The organism is Pseudarthrobacter sp. AL07, from assembly GCF_029960665.1.
Classification (GTDB): Bacteria; Actinomycetota; Actinomycetes; order Actinomycetales; family Micrococcaceae; genus Arthrobacter.
Window position 1 is genome coordinate 125,112 of sequence record NZ_JASBRB010000006.1, and the last position, 15,442, is coordinate 140,553.

Consider the following 15,442-nt stretch of genomic DNA (forward strand, 5'->3'; position numbering starts at 1 on the left):
CTCGAATGGCAACCGGAAGTGATAGAGCAGCCGGGGAGAGGACGTGTGAACCTGCTCACGCCATGGCATAGAGTAGTTGCTAAGGGAAACTACATTCGATTTAGAGCTTGAGAAGCGGGCATGGCCAAGCAGACCTCATTTTTCAGATCCATCAGCCGCCTTTATCCTCACGTGAGGCCGATCATCCCCCGGCTTGTGATGGGCCTCCTCTGCGCACTCCTGGCCAGCCTCGTCGCATTGACCATCCCGCAGGTGCTGCGGGTCCTCGTAAATGAGTCCCTCCAACCCGGCGGCGCGCCGGACGCCGTCTGGACTGCCGCCGTCGTCATCCTTGTCCTGGGCATCGCGGAAGCGGGACTCGTGGCCCTCCGCCGGCAGTTTGTGATTAACCCCGCCACCACTGTTGAAACCCGGATGCGGGTCTCGCTCTACGGGCACCTGCAGGACCTGACCGTGTCCTTCCACGACCGCTGGGGCTCCGGCCAACTGCTGTCACGCGCCATGACGGACCTGAACTTCCTGCGCCGCTGGATGGCGTTCGGTGCCATCATGCTGGTGGTCACCACGCTCACGGTGGTCATCGGCATTGTGGTCATGTTCTCAATGAGCTGGCAGCTGGCCCTGATCTTCCTGGCCGCGGCGGTGCCAATCATGGCCTACGGTTTCCGGTTCCGGACCCGCTTCAGCAAGGTGGCACGCCGGAGCCAGGACCAAGCCGGCGACCTCGCCACCACGGTGGAGGAATCCGTCCACGGCATCCGCGTCCTGAAGGCCTTCGGCCGCAGCCGCGAAGCCCTGGAGAACTTCAACGAACAAGCCGAGGAACTCCGCCAGACCGAGATCGTGAAGGCGAAGCACCAGGCGACGTTCACCATGGTAGTCACCCTCCTGCCGGAACTCGCGCTCGGCGCCGGGCTGGTGGTGGGCGTGATGCTCTGCGCCAGTGGCCAGCTAAGCATCGGCGCGCTGGTGGCGTTCTTCGCCACCGCCGCCGTCATCGCGACGCCCGTGGAATTCTCCGGCATGCTGCTGGCCATGGCACTCACCGCCAAATCCGCCGTCGACCGCCACTTCGAGGTCATGGATTCGGTCAACACCATCACCAGTCCCCCGGAGCCGCGCACCCCCTCGCTGCTGTTGGGCGCACTCAGCTTCAACAACGCCACGTTCGCGTTCGAGGACGCACCGGACAAACCCATCCTCACGAACATCAACCTGGACGTCCGGCCGGGCGAAACCATGGCACTGGTGGGCATCACGGGCAGCGGCAAGAGCGCTCTGATCCAGCTGGTCCCGCGCCTCTACGACGTCACCGATGGCTCCATCACCATTGACCGCGTGGACCTGCGCGAGTTCGACGTCGATGACCTCCGGCGCGTGGTGGGCGTCGCGTTCGAGGACACCACGCTGTTCTCCGGTTCCGTCCGCGACAACGTGCTCCTCGGGGCACCGGACCGCAGCGAGGAGGCCCTGGACGAAGCCCTGGATGTAGCACAGGCGCACTTCGCGTACTCGCTGCCGGAGGGCGTAGACACCCTCATCGGCGAGGAGGGTCTGAGCCTTTCCGGCGGGCAGCGGCAGCGGATTGCCCTGGCGCGGGCCATCGCGGCGCGGCCCCGGGTCCTGGTGCTGGACGACCCGCTGTCCGCCCTGGACGTGCACACCGAGGAGCTTGTGGAAACCCGGCTCCGCGCGGTCCTGAAGGACACCACCACGCTGATCGTCGCGCACCGCCCGTCCACCGTGGCGCTGGCGGACCGGGTGGCGCTGCTCAAGGACGGCCGGATTGCCGCCGTCGGAACCCACACCGAACTGCTGGCGCACAACCCCCATTACCGCTACGTCATCGCCAGCCTGGACCAGGAACCCCGGGACCTGGACTCGGAGCTGTCCGAGCTTGAGGACGAGTCAAAGGACAGCATCCGATGAGCAACGCAACCTTCGGCACCGCCAACGAGGACAACACGCACCTCAGCAACGCGGACAGCAAAACAGTACGACGGCGGTCGCTCGCCCTTTTGGCCGCACTGATCCGGCCGGTGCGGCTCAGGTTCTGGCTGACCATCGCCACCGTGGTCCTGTCCCAGGCCGCCCGCGTGGCCGGACCGGCCCTGATCGCTTTCGGCATCGACCACGCGCTCCCGGCACTGCAGGCAGGCAAGAACCTCCCGCTGGTGTTCACCGGCGTCGCCTACCTGCTCGCGGCTATCGCGACGGCGGGACTCACCGCCCTCTACATCACCTCCACCGCGCGGCTCAGCCAGGCCATGCTGCTGGACCTGCGGGTCAGGGTCTTCCGGCACACCCAGCGCCTGAGCCTGGAGTTCCACGAAAAGTACACGTCCGGCCGGATCATCGCCCGGCAGACCTCGGACCTGGAGGCACTGCGGGAACTCCTCGATTCCGGTGTCAGCTCCCTCGCCTCGGGCCTGCTGTTTATGGTCTTCACGGCGGTCACGGTATTTGCCCTGGACTGGCGCAGTGGGCTGATCGTGCTGGCCGCGGCCGTCCCCATGTACTTCCTGTCTCGCTGGTACCAGAAGCACTCCCAGATCGTGTTCCGTGAGTCCCGGGTAGTTTCCGCCCGGCTGATTGTGCACTTTGTGGAAACCATGACCGGGATCCGGGCGGTGAAGGCCTTCCGCAAGGAGACCGAGAACGCCCGGAAGTACGGCCAGTTGTCCGAGGACTACCGGCTGGTTACCGTGCGCTCCATCAACCTCAACGGCATATTCCAGCCCGGCCTGGTACTGATCGGCAACGTCTGCGTGGCCGTGGTGCTGTTGTTCGGCGGGTTCCGCGTCATTGGCGGGGACCTCGCCGTGGGCGTGCTGCTGGCGTTGATGCTTTCCACCAAGCGCTTTTTCCAGCCGGTGGACCAGATGGCCATGTTCTACAACTCGTTCCAGAGTGCCCAGGCGGCCCTGGAGAAGGTCTCCGGCCTGCTGGAAGAGGTTCCCACGGTCCGGCCGCCCAAGAACCCCGTGGCGCTCCGCGATGCCCGGGGCACCATCGACTTCAAGGGTGTGGAGTTCGGCTACGGCGACGGCCCGGTCATCATTCCCACCATGGACCTGCACATCCCCGCCGGCCAGACCGTGGCCCTGGTGGGGCAGACCGGTGCTGGAAAATCCACGCTGGCCAAGCTGATCGCCCGCTTCTACGACGTCTCCTCCGGTTCCCTGACGCTGGACGGCGTGGACCTGCGCAACCTGACCACCACGGACCTGCGCCGGAACATCGTGATGGTCACCCAGGAGGCGTTCCTGTTCAGCGGGTCCGTGGCGGACAACATTGCCCTGGGCCGGCCGGAGGCAACCCGGGCGGAAATCGAGGACGCTGCCCGGGCCGTGGGCGCCCATGACTTCATTACCGATCTCCCCGAAGGCTATGACACGGATGTCAACAAGCGCGGCGGCCGGGTGTCCTCCGGGCAGCGGCAGCTGATCAGCTTCGCCCGGGCGTTCCTGGCCCGGCCGGCGGTGCTGATCCTTGACGAGGCCACCTCGTCCTTGGACATCCCCTCCGAGCGGCTCGTCCAGAGCGGCCTGGCTCGCCTTCTGCGGGCAACGTCCGACGCCGGCACTGCGTTGGGTGCGCCCGGTTCGTCTAGTGCGGTCCCCGCAGCTGAGGGCTCTGCGGTTGCTGGATCCGCTGCTGCCGGCGGTGGCCGGACAGCACTGATCATCGCGCACCGCCTCTCCACCGTTGAAACAGCCGACCGCGTCCTGGTGGTCCACGACGGCCGCGTGGTCGAGGATGGGACGCCTGCAGACCTCATCGGCGGCGGCGGACGCTTCGCAGACCTCCACGGCGCTTGGAAGGACTCCCTGGTCTGACCCGCGCGGTCGGGCTTTTCCAGCGTCCTTTTCCAGCGTCGGGATCTCCCAGCGGCCGCCGATTTCGCATCCTGGCCTGGCGTCGGCTATCCTTGTAAAGTTGCTTTTGCAGCGGATCGGGATGTGGCGCAGCTTGGTAGCGCGCGTCGTTCGGGACGACGAGGTCGCAGGTTCAAATCCTGTCATCCCGACCAATTGAAAGAGGGTCTCCCCAAAGGGAGGCCCTCTTTTGCATCTCCCGGCTGTCACGTACCGGACAGCGAACGGTCAAGCGTCAGGACAAAGAAATAGCCCCGAGGCATGATGACCATGCCCCGGGGCATGATGACCATGCCCCGGGGCCGCGCCTCCTAAAAGGATTCCTTACATCGGGTCGGGCCAATTGCCCACGTACGTGATGTAGGTCGTGCCGGTCTTGTCCTTAACGGGCTTGGACATGGGATCGGGCCAGTTGCCAACGGCGACGGATACGCCGGTGGTGTCGGCGATGGAACCTGCCGACAGGACAGCCGGGGCCGCCGCAGAAAATGCCAAGGCCGCAGCGAGTACGCCAGCGGCCGCAATCTTCTTCAACATATAAGTTCCTCAATACGAGTCGGATTCGTTACAAAGTCAGCACTGTCCTTGTTGACATACATTGTAAAATGTTTTCCACAGGGACTGTCAAGCATTGCGTACAAAGTCTGTCCAGAATTAGGAGGAAACCCGTGGGCAACGGATTCGGGGAGAAGCTCCGAGCGGAGCGTCTCGAACGTGGGCTGACACAGGCTGAACTGGGCAAGGACCTCTATTCCCCCAGTTATATCTCCCTCCTCGAAACCGGCCGCCGTGAGCCGACGGCCGAAGTGATCGAAGAACTCGCCCGCAGGCTGGAGCTTGCGCCCAAGGCGCTGGAAGCCTGGAGCCAGCCCGTCACCGTCAGCGACGCCGAGTACGTCCTGGCCGGCCTCTACGCGCGCCAGGCCTGGGACCTCAGGGACTACCCGCTGGCGGCCACCCACGCAGCCAACGCAGCCCAGATAGCCCTGGAGGGCAGGAATACCAGCGCGTGGTGGAATATGACCTATATGCAGGCCGAGTGCCTGATTAAACAGGGCAATTGGCAGGAATGCCAAAAGATCATGCAGCACCTCCTGGAGCACCCGATGGCCACCGAGTCTGCCGGTCTGGCCGTTCGTGCCCGCCAGATGCTCGCCGCTATCTGCCAGGGACAGGGCCAGCTGAGTACCGCCGTGGAGCATGCACTGGCGGCCGTCCAACTTTGTGGCCAACTGCCCAACGGTTCCACCCTGATCATCGGCGCCTACCGTGCGCTGATCGGTGCACTGGCAGAGAGCGGCCGTCTGGACGAGGCCTGGAAGTACTGCCAGGCCATGAATGACGAGATGGACGAGCACTCAATGTCCCAGCTCGCTGGTGAGGTTGCCTGGGTGATCGGCAACGTGGCGTTTATGCGGCACGATTATCCGGAGGGCATCAAGTACCACGAGCGCGCGGCCCGGATGCTCTCGCCCGCCAATGACATCGATCTCTGGGCCCGTTTCAACAAGGCTTCTGCCGCCGTCCGGCTGTCCTCCGGAATCGTTGAACCGGAAACACTTTCCAGCATCGAACGCGCCGAGCTGGCCCTGTCCATTGTGGGCGGCAACAAGAGCGACCAGCTCGAAGTTGCGTTTATCCGCGCCCGATGGCTGTATCTCACCGGCGACATCGTAGCTGCCATCAACAAGCTCCGGGAGATCCACGCGGAATCCGGCGAGCTGGCCAAGCACACGGCGGGGGAAGTTTCACTCCTGCTGGGCAAGTCGCTGAAAGCTGCCGGCGAGTCCGACGAAGCCCTGGTCTACCTCGAAGAAGCGCAGAAGGCCTTCAGTGCCGCGGGAGCCTCGGACCGAGTCCAGCAGTCACTGGATGCGGTCCTCGAAATCAGGCTCGCCCAGCAGAGAGCCGCAGCAGCAGCGAAAGCAGTCAAAGCAAGCTAGGACGGGGCCCGGCGCGAAGCCGGGCCCGGTAAAAGTGTTCTAGGAGAACGTCCTGCCCGTGATCTTTTCGTAGGCCTCGACGTAGCGGCTGCGAGTGCGGGCAACAACGTCTGCCGGCAGGGCGGGCGGTGCCACGTCGGAGTTCTTGTCCCAGCCTGATTCGGCCGACGTCAGCCAGTCGCGCACATACTGCTTGTCGTAAGAGGGCTGCGCCTTCCCCGGCTCGTACGTGGCCGCATCCCAGAAACGCGAGGAATCCGGTGTCAGGACCTCGTCGCCCAAGGTGATGGTCCCCGACACGGCGTCGTAGCCGAACTCCACCTTGGTATCGGCCAGGATGATGCCACGTTCGCGGGCGATCTTCTCGGCGCCGGTGTAGATCTTCAGCGTCAGCTCGCTGAGGCGTGCGGCGATGTCGTCCCCCACCATGGCCACAACATCGTTGTACGAGATGTTCTCGTCATGCTCGCCCACCTCGGCCTTCGCGGACGGCGTGAAAATGGCCTGTTCCAGCCGGGATCCGTCCACCAGGCCCGGCGGCAGCGGAATCTCGCAGACCGTCCCTTTGGCCTTGTACTCCAGCAGTCCGGTGCCGGTGAGGTAGCCTCGGGCGATGCATTCCACCGGGAACATGTCCAGCTTCCGGCAGATCATCGCGCGGCCTTCCACGGCCGCCGGGACGCCGTCTTCCGCCGTGGATGCCAGCACGTGGTGGACCACGTCAAGCTGGTCGAACCACCACAGGCTCAACTGCGTGAGGATGCGGCCCTTGTCCGGGATTTCGCTGGCCAGCACGTGGTCGTAGGCGCTGATGCGGTCGCTTGCCACCACCAGGACACAATCCTGGCCCACCTGCTGGCGGATGGCTTCGTCCGCCGGTTCGTAGAGGTCACGGACCTTGCCGGAGTAAACATGCGTCCAGCCCGGCAGGTCCAGGGTTTCGGTGCTGAAGCCGCGCGGCTTCTGTGGTTCCTGGGCGGAATTCTCAGTCATGCTTATACCTTCGCCTTCGTGACGGGGAGCGCTCCGGTGGCGTTGGACGCAACCTTTATCTCGCCGCGTGCAGCCTTGCGGCCGATGTCCGTCCGGAACTGGGAGCCTTCCAGCTGAACCAGCTCCACGCCGTCGTACGCCCGTTCCCGGGCCTCCACCAAGTCGCTGCCGAGGGCAACGACGGCGAGCACCCGGCCGCCGGCCGAGATCACCTTGCCGTCGTCGTCGAGCGCAGTGCCCGCGTGGATCACGTGCACACCGTCGAGCTCATCGACCTTCTTGAGTCCGCGGATACGGTCACCGGTGCGCGGGGAGTCCGGGTAGTTTTCGGACGCGACGACGACGGCGACGGCCGTTTCCTTGGACCAGCGCAGCTCCTCTGCCTTGTCCAGTTCGCCCTTGGCGGCTGACAGCAGCAGCGCACCGAGGGGGGTTTTGAGCCGGGCCAGCACTGCCTGCGTCTCGGGGTCGCCGAAGCGGACGTTGAATTCAATGACACGGGTGCCGCGCGTGGTCAGCGCGAGGCCAACAAACAGCACACCCACGAACGGCGTGCCGCGGTTCGCCATCTCATTGACCGTGGGCTGGGCCACCCTGTCGATGACCTCCTGGACCAGTCCGGCGGGGGCCCATTCCAGCGGGGTGTATGCGCCCATGCCGCCGGTATTGGGGCCTTCATCGTTGTCGAAGATGCGCTTGAAGTCCTGGGCCGGGGACAGGGCGACTGTGTTGCGGCCGTCGCACAGGACAAAGACAGAGACCTCGGGGCCGTCAAGAAATTCCTCGATCACCACGGTGCCGGCGGCGTCGAAACAGGTCTGCGCATGGGCCAAGGCTTCGTCGCGATTGTTGGTCACCACGACGCCCTTGCCGGCTGCGAGACCGTCGTCCTTGACCACGTAGGGTGCGCCGAAGGTATCCAGGGCCGAGGCCGCTTCCCCGGCGTTGGTAGCCACCAACGCCATGGCTGTGGGCACCCCGGCTTCGGCCATGACCTCCTTGGCGAATGCCTTGGAGGCTTCCAGCTGGGCCGCGGCCTTGCTGGGGCCAAAGACCGGAATGCCGGCGTCGCGGACGGCGTCGGATACCCCAGCCGCCAGGGGTGCCTCGGGGCCCACCACCACGAGGTCCACGCCGAGCTTGGTGGCAAGCGCCGCGACGGCGTCGGGATCATTCCCGTCAATATTGTGGGTGGGGACCAGCTTGCTGATGCCGGCGTTGCCGGGAGCTGCATGGACCTCGGAAACGTTGGGGTCAGCGAGCAGGGAGCGGACAATGGCGTGTTCGCGGCCTCCAGGGCCAATGACGAGTACCTTCACAGTCTCCAAGGGTACTTTGTGCACCCTGCCCTTTCCTAAGGGGGTGTTCCTAAGCTGTGGGCCCGCCCGGCAATCCGCGAGGCCCGGCGCAACGAATGAAAGGCATGAAGAAACTTGTGAAGTGGCTCAAGGGTCCCGCCGCCATGGCCGCGCTGGCAGGCGTTGCGGCTGCCGCCGTCGTACTTTCCGTTGCGGAACTGATCGGAGCGTTCTTTACGGCCCGGGCAACCCCGGTGATCGCGCTGGGGTCCACTTTCATCGACTTCACACCACCATGGATGAAGGATTTTGCCATTGCCACGTTCGGCACGAACGACAAGGCCGCGCTTTTCGTGGGGATGGGCCTGACCATATTCCTGTTGGCCTGCGTGCTGGGTGTTGTGGCCTACCGCAAATGGGCGCTGGGCGTTGCCGGTGTACTGCTGTTGGGCGCGGTGATCGTGGCCAGTGTGGTCACGCGGGCCAGCGTGAAGCCGCTGGACGCCATCCCCACCGTGCTGGGCACGGTAGCCGGGCTGATAGTGTTGCGGTTGCTGATCGCCCCCCTCTGGCGCCTGAAGTCCTGGCCTGAGGCACCTGCCGACACGGGCGCCGAGGAGCCTGACCGTCCTGCCACCAGCCGCCGCCGTTTCTTCGCCGCAGCAGGGATCACCGTGGTCGGCGCCGGCATCGCGGCCACAGGCGGACGCCTGCTCAGTGCCGCCCGCAGCAACATCTCCAAAGCCCGCGAGGCCCTGCAGCTGCCCACCCCGGCAAAGGCCGCCGCGGCTGTGCCCGCCGGAGTCCAGTCCCCCGCTGCCGGCGTGACACCCTGGGTCACACCCAACGGGGACTTCTACCGGATCGACACCGCCCTCAGTGTCCCCGAAATCAACGCTGATGACTGGGAGCTGCGCGTGCATGGGCTGGTGGAACAAGAGGTCCGCCTCACGTTCCAGGACCTGCTCGACGCCGACCTTATCGAATCGCACGTGACACTCACCTGCGTTTCCAACCCGGTGGGTGGAAACCTCGCCGGGAACGCACGCTGGCTCGGCCTTCCCATCCGCGAGGTCCTCAAACGGGCCCGGCCCAAGGACGGCGCGGACATGGTGCTGTCGACCTCGATCGATGGCTTCAGCGCCTCCACGCCGCTGGAAGTTCTGCAGGATGACCGCGACGCCATGCTGGCGATCGGCATGAACGGCGAGCCCCTGCCGCTGGAGCACGGCTACCCGGTGCGCATGGTGGTCCCCGGGCTGTACGGCTTCGTCTCCGCCACGAAGTGGGTGGTGGACCTGGAAGTGACGCGGTTCGCGGACAGCAAGGCCTACTGGACCCAGCGCGGCTGGGCCGAGCGCGGCCCCATCAAGACCATGGCCCGGGTGGAAGTCCCGAAGTCCTTCGCCAAGGTGCCAGCCGGCCGCGTGGCGATTGGCGGCACGGCCTGGGCGCAGACCCGCGGCATCACCAAGGTGGAAGTACAGATCGACAATGCCCCCTGGGCCGAGGCCGTCCTGTCCACCGAAGCATCCCTCATCACGTGGCGCCAGTGGTCCTTCGACTGGGAGGCCACACCCGGACCGCACTACATCAAGGTCCGCGCCACCGACGGAACGGGCGAGGTCCAGACCGATCAGCGCGCCGATCCGGTACCCGACGGCGCCTCCGGCTGGCAGTCGGTCATGGTCACCGTGGAATAGCCCGGCATTCAACGAATCCGCCCCTAGACTGACAATATGCCGCACAACCCGCATGCCACGTTCACCGTGGACTCCGCCGTCGAACTCGCTGTTGTTGAACGAAGTGGTTTTGTGGAGTCCCGGCACATTGGCTCCGCCGTCGTACTGTCCGCCGACGGGTCTGTTGTCACCGAACTCGGCGACATCAGCACCCCCATGTACGCACGGTCCGCACTCAAACCGCTGCAGGCCCTGGCGTCCATGCAGTCCGGCGTTCCCCTGCGCGGCGCGCAGGTGGCGCTGGCCTGCGGCAGCCACACGGGCTCCCTGGACCATATGGATGTAGTGGAGGGCATGCTCAAGGCCGCCGGCGTCCGGGAGGACCAACTCCAGTGCCCCGCCGCCTGGCCGCAGGACGAGACGGCCCGCAACTGGCTGATCCGTTCCGAAAAGGGCAAGTCCAAGCTCGCCTTCAACTGCTCCGGAAAGCACGCCGCCTTCCTGTGGGCCTGCACGGAAAACGGCTGGGACACCCACAGCTACCTCGAGCCGAACCATCCCCTGCAGCAACGGGTCCGCAGCGTGATCGAGGAATACAGCGGCGAGCGCATCGCCCATCTGGGCATTGACGGGTGCGGCGCCCCTGTTGCCGCTATTTCGCTGACCGGGCTGGCCCGCGCATTCTCGATGCTGGCCAAGGCGCCTGGCGACAAGCACTCCAACGCCCGGGCCGCCACCATCGCCACGTCCATGCTCGACTACCCGTGGGCCGTCCAGGGCCGCGGCCAGGCCAACACCATCGTGATGGACGAACTCGGCATCATTGCCAAGATCGGCGCAGAGGGCGTCCTGGCCATGGCCACACCCCAGGGCGTGTCCGTGGCCATCAAGATGCTGGACGGGAATCTGCGCGCCACCTCGCTGGTGGGCCTGACACTTCTTGCCGCGGTTGGCGCCGTGGACGTCCCCGGAGTCTCCAGCGTTCTCGAAAAAGTGGTTGCCCCGGTGATGGGCGGCAGCCACGAGGTGGGCAAGATCCGGCTGGGTCCGGCCGTGTCAGCTCTTCTGGACTGACATGGCCGTAGCACGCCGTCGGATCGGCATTGAAGAAGGTACTGCGGCACTGGCCGCGTGGCAGGAAGCCGCCGCATCGCCGTCGGACGTTCCGCTCCCCCGCAACCTCACCGCCACGGCGGTGCGGTACACGCTGGAGGAGGTGACCGCGCGGGCGCCGGGGAATTCGGTGGAGGTGCGGGTGCCGCCGTTCGGAGTCACCCAGTGCGTCGAGGGGCCGAGGCACACCCGCGGAACCCCGCCCAACGTGATCGAGTGCGACGCCGCCACTTGGCTGGGCATGGTGACCGGCCGGTTGAGCTGGGCGGACGCTGTCGCGGCCAGCAGGGTGTCCGCCTCCGGTCTGCGCGCGGACCTCTCAGCGCTGCTACCCCTTTAACCCTCGAGTCTATCTGACCAAAAACTCGGCGGGCGGGTTAGTCAGCCCGACAGCGTCAGCAGCCTGCCAATGGCGCTTGCCTGCAGGTTGTCCAGGATGTCGCGGGGCCCGGCGTAGACCTCGGCCGCACCTGCCGCCCGCAACTCGGCGGCGCTGGTCCCCCCGCAGGTGACGCCGATGGCGGGGATACCCAACGCTGCGGCGGCTTGCATGTCCCAGACCGCGTCACCCACGTAGACAGCGTCGGCCGCGGCCACACCAACAGCTTGCAGCGCTGCCACAAGGATGTCGGGCGCCGGCTTGCTTGCCTTCGCATCGTCGGCACTGGTGGCAGCATGGATGAACGAGTCCGCACCGAGGGCTTTGCGGTTGGCCGCCAGATCCTGTGTGCGGGCCGATGATGCCAGGGCGAGGGCGAGTCCCCCGGCGTGACACTGGGCCAGCAACCCCTTGGCGCCGTCCAATGGACGCAGCGACGGCCAGCTCTGCGCGAACACTGCCGCATGGCTGGCCAGGATGTCCTCATCTGCCTCCCGGTCCCGGCCAGCAGGAAGGAGGGTGTCCACCAGTCGCGCTCCGCCCATCCCGACACAGCGGTGGATGGCAGCCATGGGGACATCATGCTGGTGCTGGCGGAAGGCCTGCCACCATGCAAGCGTGTGGATATACGCTGAGTCCACCAAGGTCCCGTCCACGTCAAAAAGGACACCCCGCTCTCTGCCGCGGACCAGGGCATGGCTCTGGGTGATCATCACCCAGCCACAGCGCGAGCGGACCCGGACAGCTTCCTGCCGCGGGCAGCGCTATCCTTCGACGTTGACGCAGCGCCAGTCCGGACCCGGATGACTGCTCCGGCACCGTTGCCGCTGCGGTCCCTGATCAGGCCTGTGCCGGCAATCTCGCGGGCCATTCCAATGCCGGCCACCGCGGCTTTCTTGGTGGGAAAGGTCACGGAGATTGCCATGAGGTTCCCGGAACCGTCCAGCATCCGTACCCTGTAGCCGCCGTCGGGCGCATCCACCAGCTCAAAATGTCCGGCCATTACAACCACCCCTCGTTCAGTCGCGGCGCTGTGCCTTTTGGGAGCGCTCCGCGAGTCTAGTAAGTATACTTACCTTCCTTCCGGAGGTGAAGACCGGGCCGGCCCTCAGGCCGTTATTGCCCTACCCTTTCGGTCTCCGGGGGAATAGGTGTGTCACTTCGGCGAACTGTATCCTGATGAAGCTCAAGAGCGCTTGTCACAAGCGCGAAGTGGCTGAAAGCCTGAGGCGTATTGCCCAACTGCCGCCCCGCCCTGACGCCCCACTCCTCACTGAGCAGACCCACATCGTTGCGCAGTTCCAGCAACCGTTCGAAAAGTTCGGTGGACTCCTCGGTGCGCCCAGCGCCCAGCAGGGCCTCCACCATCCAGAAGGAGCAGGCCACGAACACCCCTTCGTCCCCCGGGAGGCCGTCGTCGCTGTCGGCGGGACGGTAACGCAACACAAAACCGTCTTCGGTCAGCTCCCGCTGGATGGCGTCAATTGTCCCCAGCACGCGGGGATCATCCGGCGCCAGGAAGCCCACCCGGGGGATCAGCAGGAGGCTGGCGTCAAGTTCAGGCCTCCCGTACGACTGCACGAAAGTGTTGCGGGCAGGGTCGAAGCCGTTGTCCATGACGTCCCGGTGGATGTCGCCGCGCAGTGCCTCCCAGCGTTCCACGGGGCCGGGCAGACCGAAATCACGGACGCCCTTGACCATCCGGTCCGCGGCCACCCAGGCCATCACCTTCGAATGCGTGAAATGGCGCCGCGGCCCGCGCATCTCCCAGAGTCCGTTGTCCGGCTGGTCCCAGATGGTCTCCAGATGCTGCATCAGGGCGACCTGAACGTCCCAGGATTCATCCGTGTGTTTGAGCAGGGAGGTCCTGGTCAGCGCAAGGCAATCGAGCACCTCCCCCCAGACGTCCAGCTGAAGCTGCTCCGCGGCGCCGTTCCCGGTCCGTACCGGTTTCGAATTCTCGTACCCGGCAAGCCACGGCAGTTCCATCTCCGGAAGCCTGCGTTCGCCGTGGATGCCGTACATGATCTGCAGGTCGGCCGGATCGCCTGCCACAGCGCGGAGCAGCCAATCGCGCCAGGCGGCGGCCTCGGCGGTGTAGCCGGCGGCCAGCAGGGCCTGCAGTGTCATAGCGGCGTCCCGCAGCCAGCAATAGCGGTAATCCCAGTTGCGGGGACCGCCGAGCTGTTCCGGCAGGGACGTGGTGACGGCGGCCACGATGCCTCCGGTGGGGGCGTAAGTCAGCGCTTTCAGTGTCACCAGCGAACGGACCACGGCATCCCGGTACTTGCCCTGCACTGTGCATTGGGACGCCCAGCCGCGCCAGAAGGCGAGCGTGGTGCCCAGCACCACCTCGGCATCCACAGTGTGCGGGCGGGAAAGGTGGCTGGGCGCCCACGTCAGGACAAATGGAACTCGCTCCCCCGCCTCGACCGTAAAGTCGCTGACGGAGTGCATATTCTCGCCGTGAAGGGGCGCGTTGGTGACAAAGTAGACGGAGTCGGGCCCGGCGACAGCATGCAGGCCGTGCTTGTCGCGGCGCACCCAGGGAATGATATGCCCGTAATCGAACCTCAGCGCCAGTTCGCCATGCATTCTCACGCTTCCGCTTACGCCCTCCACGATCCGCACGATGTCCGCCACCGAGTCACGCGGCGGCATGAAGTCTATGACCCGGACAGTCCCCTCCGGGGTGTCCCATTCGGTTTCCAGGATCAAGGTCCCCTCCCGGTAACTTCTCCTGGTGCACGTGCCGCCACTAGCAGGTGCGAGCAGCCAGCGACCGGCCTCCGGGGTGTCCAGAAGGGCGTTGAAACATGCCGGCGAGTCGAAGCGCGGCAGGCACAGCCAGTCGATGGAGCCCTCGGTGCTGACCAGGGCGCCGGTGTGGAGGTCGCCAACAACTGCATAGTCTTCGATGCGCGCCATTCCCATACACTGCCACACGGATTGCTGACAGGGCTGGGTGGGCACTCCGCGTTCCTGATTAAGGGATGACGTCACGCACGACGGCGGGACCTCCGGACGTGCCGGCGCGCGGTTGCGCTGTGGCAGAGTGGAGGCATGGACAGGGCTCCTCAGAATTCACCGCAGAACACTCCGCATCCCGCACCACAGTCCGGTACCCGGACTCTCCGCCTGGCACACCGGATTTCCGACGTCGTCAACGGCGTCCGCATCCAGCTGGCCAAGCGCTGGAATTTCACGTCACAGACCATTGCGTACCAGGGTTACGGTTCAACCGGCTGGGTACGCGTGCTTGGCCGCGTCCTGTTGACCAAGAATCCTGCCCCGGGCAGCTGGGCCGAGCACGCAGCCCGCAACGGCAATCAAAACGTCCGCGGCTGGCGGGCCTTCACCAGCGTTCCGATGCAGTTCGTCGAGGTCGAAATCACCATCGACGGCGTCACCACCCGGGTCCGGGCAGACCGGGGCGGGCTCATCGACACCGTGGTGGACGTGGAGCTCCCGCCCGGCTGGCACACCGCCGTCCTGCGGGCTGACGGGACCGAGCCCGTGGAAACGCTGATCCAGGTGATCGACGCGGATGCGAAGTTCGGCATCGTGTCCGACATCGACGACACCGTGATGGTCACCGCCCTGCCGAGGCCGTTCCTGGCCCTGTGGAACACGTTTGTCCTCAGCGAACGGGCCCGGATGGCGACTCCGGGGATGGCGGTCCTGCTGGAACGGCTCACCATTGAACACCCGGACGCGCCGGTCATCTATCTGTCCACGGGTCCGTGGAACGCCGCCCCCACACTGGCGAGGTTCCTGAGCCGGAACATGTATCCCGCGGGGGCCCTCCTCCTCACCGACTGGGGCCTGACCCAGGACCGCTGGTTCCGCAGCGGGCGGGAGCACAAGCACCGCAACCTGGAGCGCCTCGCCAAGGAATTCCCGGACATGCGGTGGCTCCTGATCGGCGACAACGGCCAGCACGACGAGCAGATCTATTCAGGCTTCGCGCAGGAAAACGCCGACAGGGTGGCCGCCATCGCCATCCGGCAGCTCTCCGTCAGCGAGTCCGTCTTCGCCGGCGGGCACTCCGAGGACGGCGACCACACCACCTCTGTGGTGCCTTGGATCTATTCGCCCGACGGCGCCGGGATGGCCAAACAGCTCAAGCTCCTGGACCTCCTCTAGATTCCGGGGG

Annotated in this window: 13 protein-coding genes and 1 tRNA gene; 8 read left to right on the top strand and 6 right to left on the bottom strand. The window is 65.7% G+C overall.

The window, feature by feature from the left end; translation table 11 throughout:
• Nucleotides 1–120 precede the first annotated feature (120 nt).
• The 3 genes from QK290_RS08125 to QK290_RS08135 all read left to right on the top strand — a co-directional run bounded on the left by QK290_RS08125 (nt 121) and on the right by QK290_RS08135 (nt 4,033).
• On the top strand, nt 121–1,929 hold the full coding sequence (locus QK290_RS08125; protein WP_282330177.1) for an ABC transporter ATP-binding protein: 1,809 nt from the start codon (nt 121–123) through the stop codon (nt 1,927–1,929).
• Complete coding sequence (locus tag QK290_RS08130; protein WP_282330178.1) at nt 1,926–3,839, top strand: ABC transporter ATP-binding protein; 1,914 nt, start codon at nt 1,926–1,928, stop codon at nt 3,837–3,839. The genes QK290_RS08125 and QK290_RS08130 overlap by 4 nt, the downstream gene beginning before the upstream one ends.
• Before the next feature lie 117 nt (nt 3,840–3,956).
• Nucleotides 3,957–4,033: transfer RNA gene (locus QK290_RS08135), tRNA-Pro, on the top strand.
• A 169-nt stretch (nt 4,034–4,202) separates the two neighbouring features.
• Here QK290_RS08135 and QK290_RS08140 read toward each other — a convergent pair.
• Entirely contained in the window at nt 4,203–4,415 is a 213-nt protein-coding gene (locus tag QK290_RS08140; protein ID WP_282330179.1) for a hypothetical protein, read from the bottom strand.
• A 131-nt stretch (nt 4,416–4,546) separates the two neighbouring features.
• Between QK290_RS08140 and QK290_RS08145 the strand changes: the two genes are divergently transcribed.
• Nucleotides 4,547–5,821, top strand: a complete 1,275-nt coding sequence (locus tag QK290_RS08145; RefSeq protein ID WP_282330180.1) for a helix-turn-helix transcriptional regulator — start codon at nt 4,547–4,549, stop codon at nt 5,819–5,821.
• Between the two features lie 39 nt (nt 5,822–5,860).
• On the opposite strand, the gene QK290_RS08150 is transcribed toward QK290_RS08145, so the two are convergent.
• Nucleotides 5,861–6,814, bottom strand: coding sequence for a phosphoribosylaminoimidazolesuccinocarboxamide synthase (locus tag QK290_RS08150; RefSeq protein ID WP_282330181.1), 954 nt, complete (start codon nt 6,812–6,814; stop codon nt 5,861–5,863).
• A gap of 2 nt (nt 6,815–6,816) precedes the next feature.
• Nucleotides 6,817–8,133: a phosphoribosylamine--glycine ligase gene (gene purD / locus QK290_RS08155; protein WP_282330232.1), complete on the bottom strand. Its 1,317-nt coding sequence runs from the start codon at nt 8,131–8,133 to the stop codon at nt 6,817–6,819.
• Between the two features lie 104 nt (nt 8,134–8,237).
• Here purD and QK290_RS08160 point away from each other — a divergent pair, with 104 nt between their 5' ends.
• Genes QK290_RS08160 through QK290_RS08170 form a run of 3 tightly spaced genes read left to right on the top strand, consistent with a single transcriptional unit; the run spans nt 8,238 to nt 11,247 of the window.
• On the top strand, nt 8,238–9,815 hold the full coding sequence (locus QK290_RS08160; protein WP_282330182.1) for a molybdopterin-dependent oxidoreductase: 1,578 nt from the start codon (nt 8,238–8,240) through the stop codon (nt 9,813–9,815).
• 36 nt (nt 9,816–9,851) lie between these two features.
• Nucleotides 9,852–10,868 carry an asparaginase gene (locus tag QK290_RS08165; protein ID WP_282330183.1) on the top strand — a complete coding sequence of 339 codons (1,017 nt, stop codon included), beginning with the start codon at nt 9,852–9,854 and terminating at the stop codon, nt 10,866–10,868.
• A gap of 1 nt (nt 10,869) precedes the next feature.
• Nucleotides 10,870–11,247, top strand: a complete 378-nt coding sequence (locus QK290_RS08170; protein WP_282330184.1) for a sterol carrier family protein — start codon at nt 10,870–10,872, stop codon at nt 11,245–11,247.
• Between the two features lie 41 nt (nt 11,248–11,288).
• Here QK290_RS08170 and QK290_RS08175 read toward each other — a convergent pair whose 3' ends face one another.
• From QK290_RS08175 to QK290_RS08185, 3 genes are all read right to left on the bottom strand, one after another.
• Entirely contained in the window at nt 11,289–11,999 is a 711-nt protein-coding gene (locus QK290_RS08175) for an HAD family hydrolase (RefSeq protein WP_282330185.1), read from the bottom strand.
• The gene (locus QK290_RS08180; RefSeq protein WP_282330186.1) at nt 11,999–12,289 is read right to left on the bottom strand and encodes a hypothetical protein; all 291 of its coding nucleotides are present in this window, start codon (nt 12,287–12,289) and stop codon (nt 11,999–12,001) included. Before QK290_RS08180 ends, QK290_RS08175 begins: the two co-directional genes overlap by 1 nt.
• 113 nt (nt 12,290–12,402) lie before the next feature.
• Complete coding sequence (locus QK290_RS08185) at nt 12,403–14,214, bottom strand: glycoside hydrolase family 15 protein (protein WP_282330187.1); 1,812 nt, start codon at nt 14,212–14,214, stop codon at nt 12,403–12,405.
• Nucleotides 14,215–14,349: 135 nt separating this feature from the next.
• Between QK290_RS08185 and QK290_RS08190 the strand changes: the two genes are divergently transcribed.
• On the top strand, nt 14,350–15,432 hold the full coding sequence (locus QK290_RS08190) for a phosphatase domain-containing protein (RefSeq protein WP_282330188.1): 1,083 nt from the start codon (nt 14,350–14,352) through the stop codon (nt 15,430–15,432).
• The last annotated feature ends 10 nt before the right edge of the window (nt 15,433–15,442 follow it).

Coding starts and splice junctions, on each gene's coding strand:
- QK290_RS08175 (WP_282330185.1), bottom strand. CDS start 11,999: ATGATCACCCAGAGCCATGCCCTGGTCCGCGGCAGAGAGCGGGGTGTC.
- QK290_RS08130 (WP_282330178.1), top strand. CDS start 1,926: ATGAGCAACGCAACCTTCGGCACCGCCAACGAGGACAACACGCACCTC.
- QK290_RS08170 (WP_282330184.1), top strand. CDS start 10,870: ATGGCCGTAGCACGCCGTCGGATCGGCATTGAAGAAGGTACTGCGGCA.
- QK290_RS08180 (WP_282330186.1), bottom strand. CDS start 12,289: ATGGCCGGACATTTTGAGCTGGTGGATGCGCCCGACGGCGGCTACAGG.
- QK290_RS08140 (WP_282330179.1), bottom strand. CDS start 4,415: ATGTTGAAGAAGATTGCGGCCGCTGGCGTACTCGCTGCGGCCTTGGCA.
- QK290_RS08150 (WP_282330181.1), bottom strand. CDS start 6,814: ATGACTGAGAATTCCGCCCAGGAACCACAGAAGCCGCGCGGCTTCAGC.
- QK290_RS08165 (WP_282330183.1), top strand. CDS start 9,852: ATGCCGCACAACCCGCATGCCACGTTCACCGTGGACTCCGCCGTCGAA.
- QK290_RS08190 (WP_282330188.1), top strand. CDS start 14,350: ATGGACAGGGCTCCTCAGAATTCACCGCAGAACACTCCGCATCCCGCA.
- QK290_RS08160 (WP_282330182.1), top strand. CDS start 8,238: ATGAAGAAACTTGTGAAGTGGCTCAAGGGTCCCGCCGCCATGGCCGCG.
- QK290_RS08125 (WP_282330177.1), top strand. CDS start 121: ATGGCCAAGCAGACCTCATTTTTCAGATCCATCAGCCGCCTTTATCCT.
- QK290_RS08185 (WP_282330187.1), bottom strand. CDS start 14,214: ATGGCGCGCATCGAAGACTATGCAGTTGTTGGCGACCTCCACACCGGC.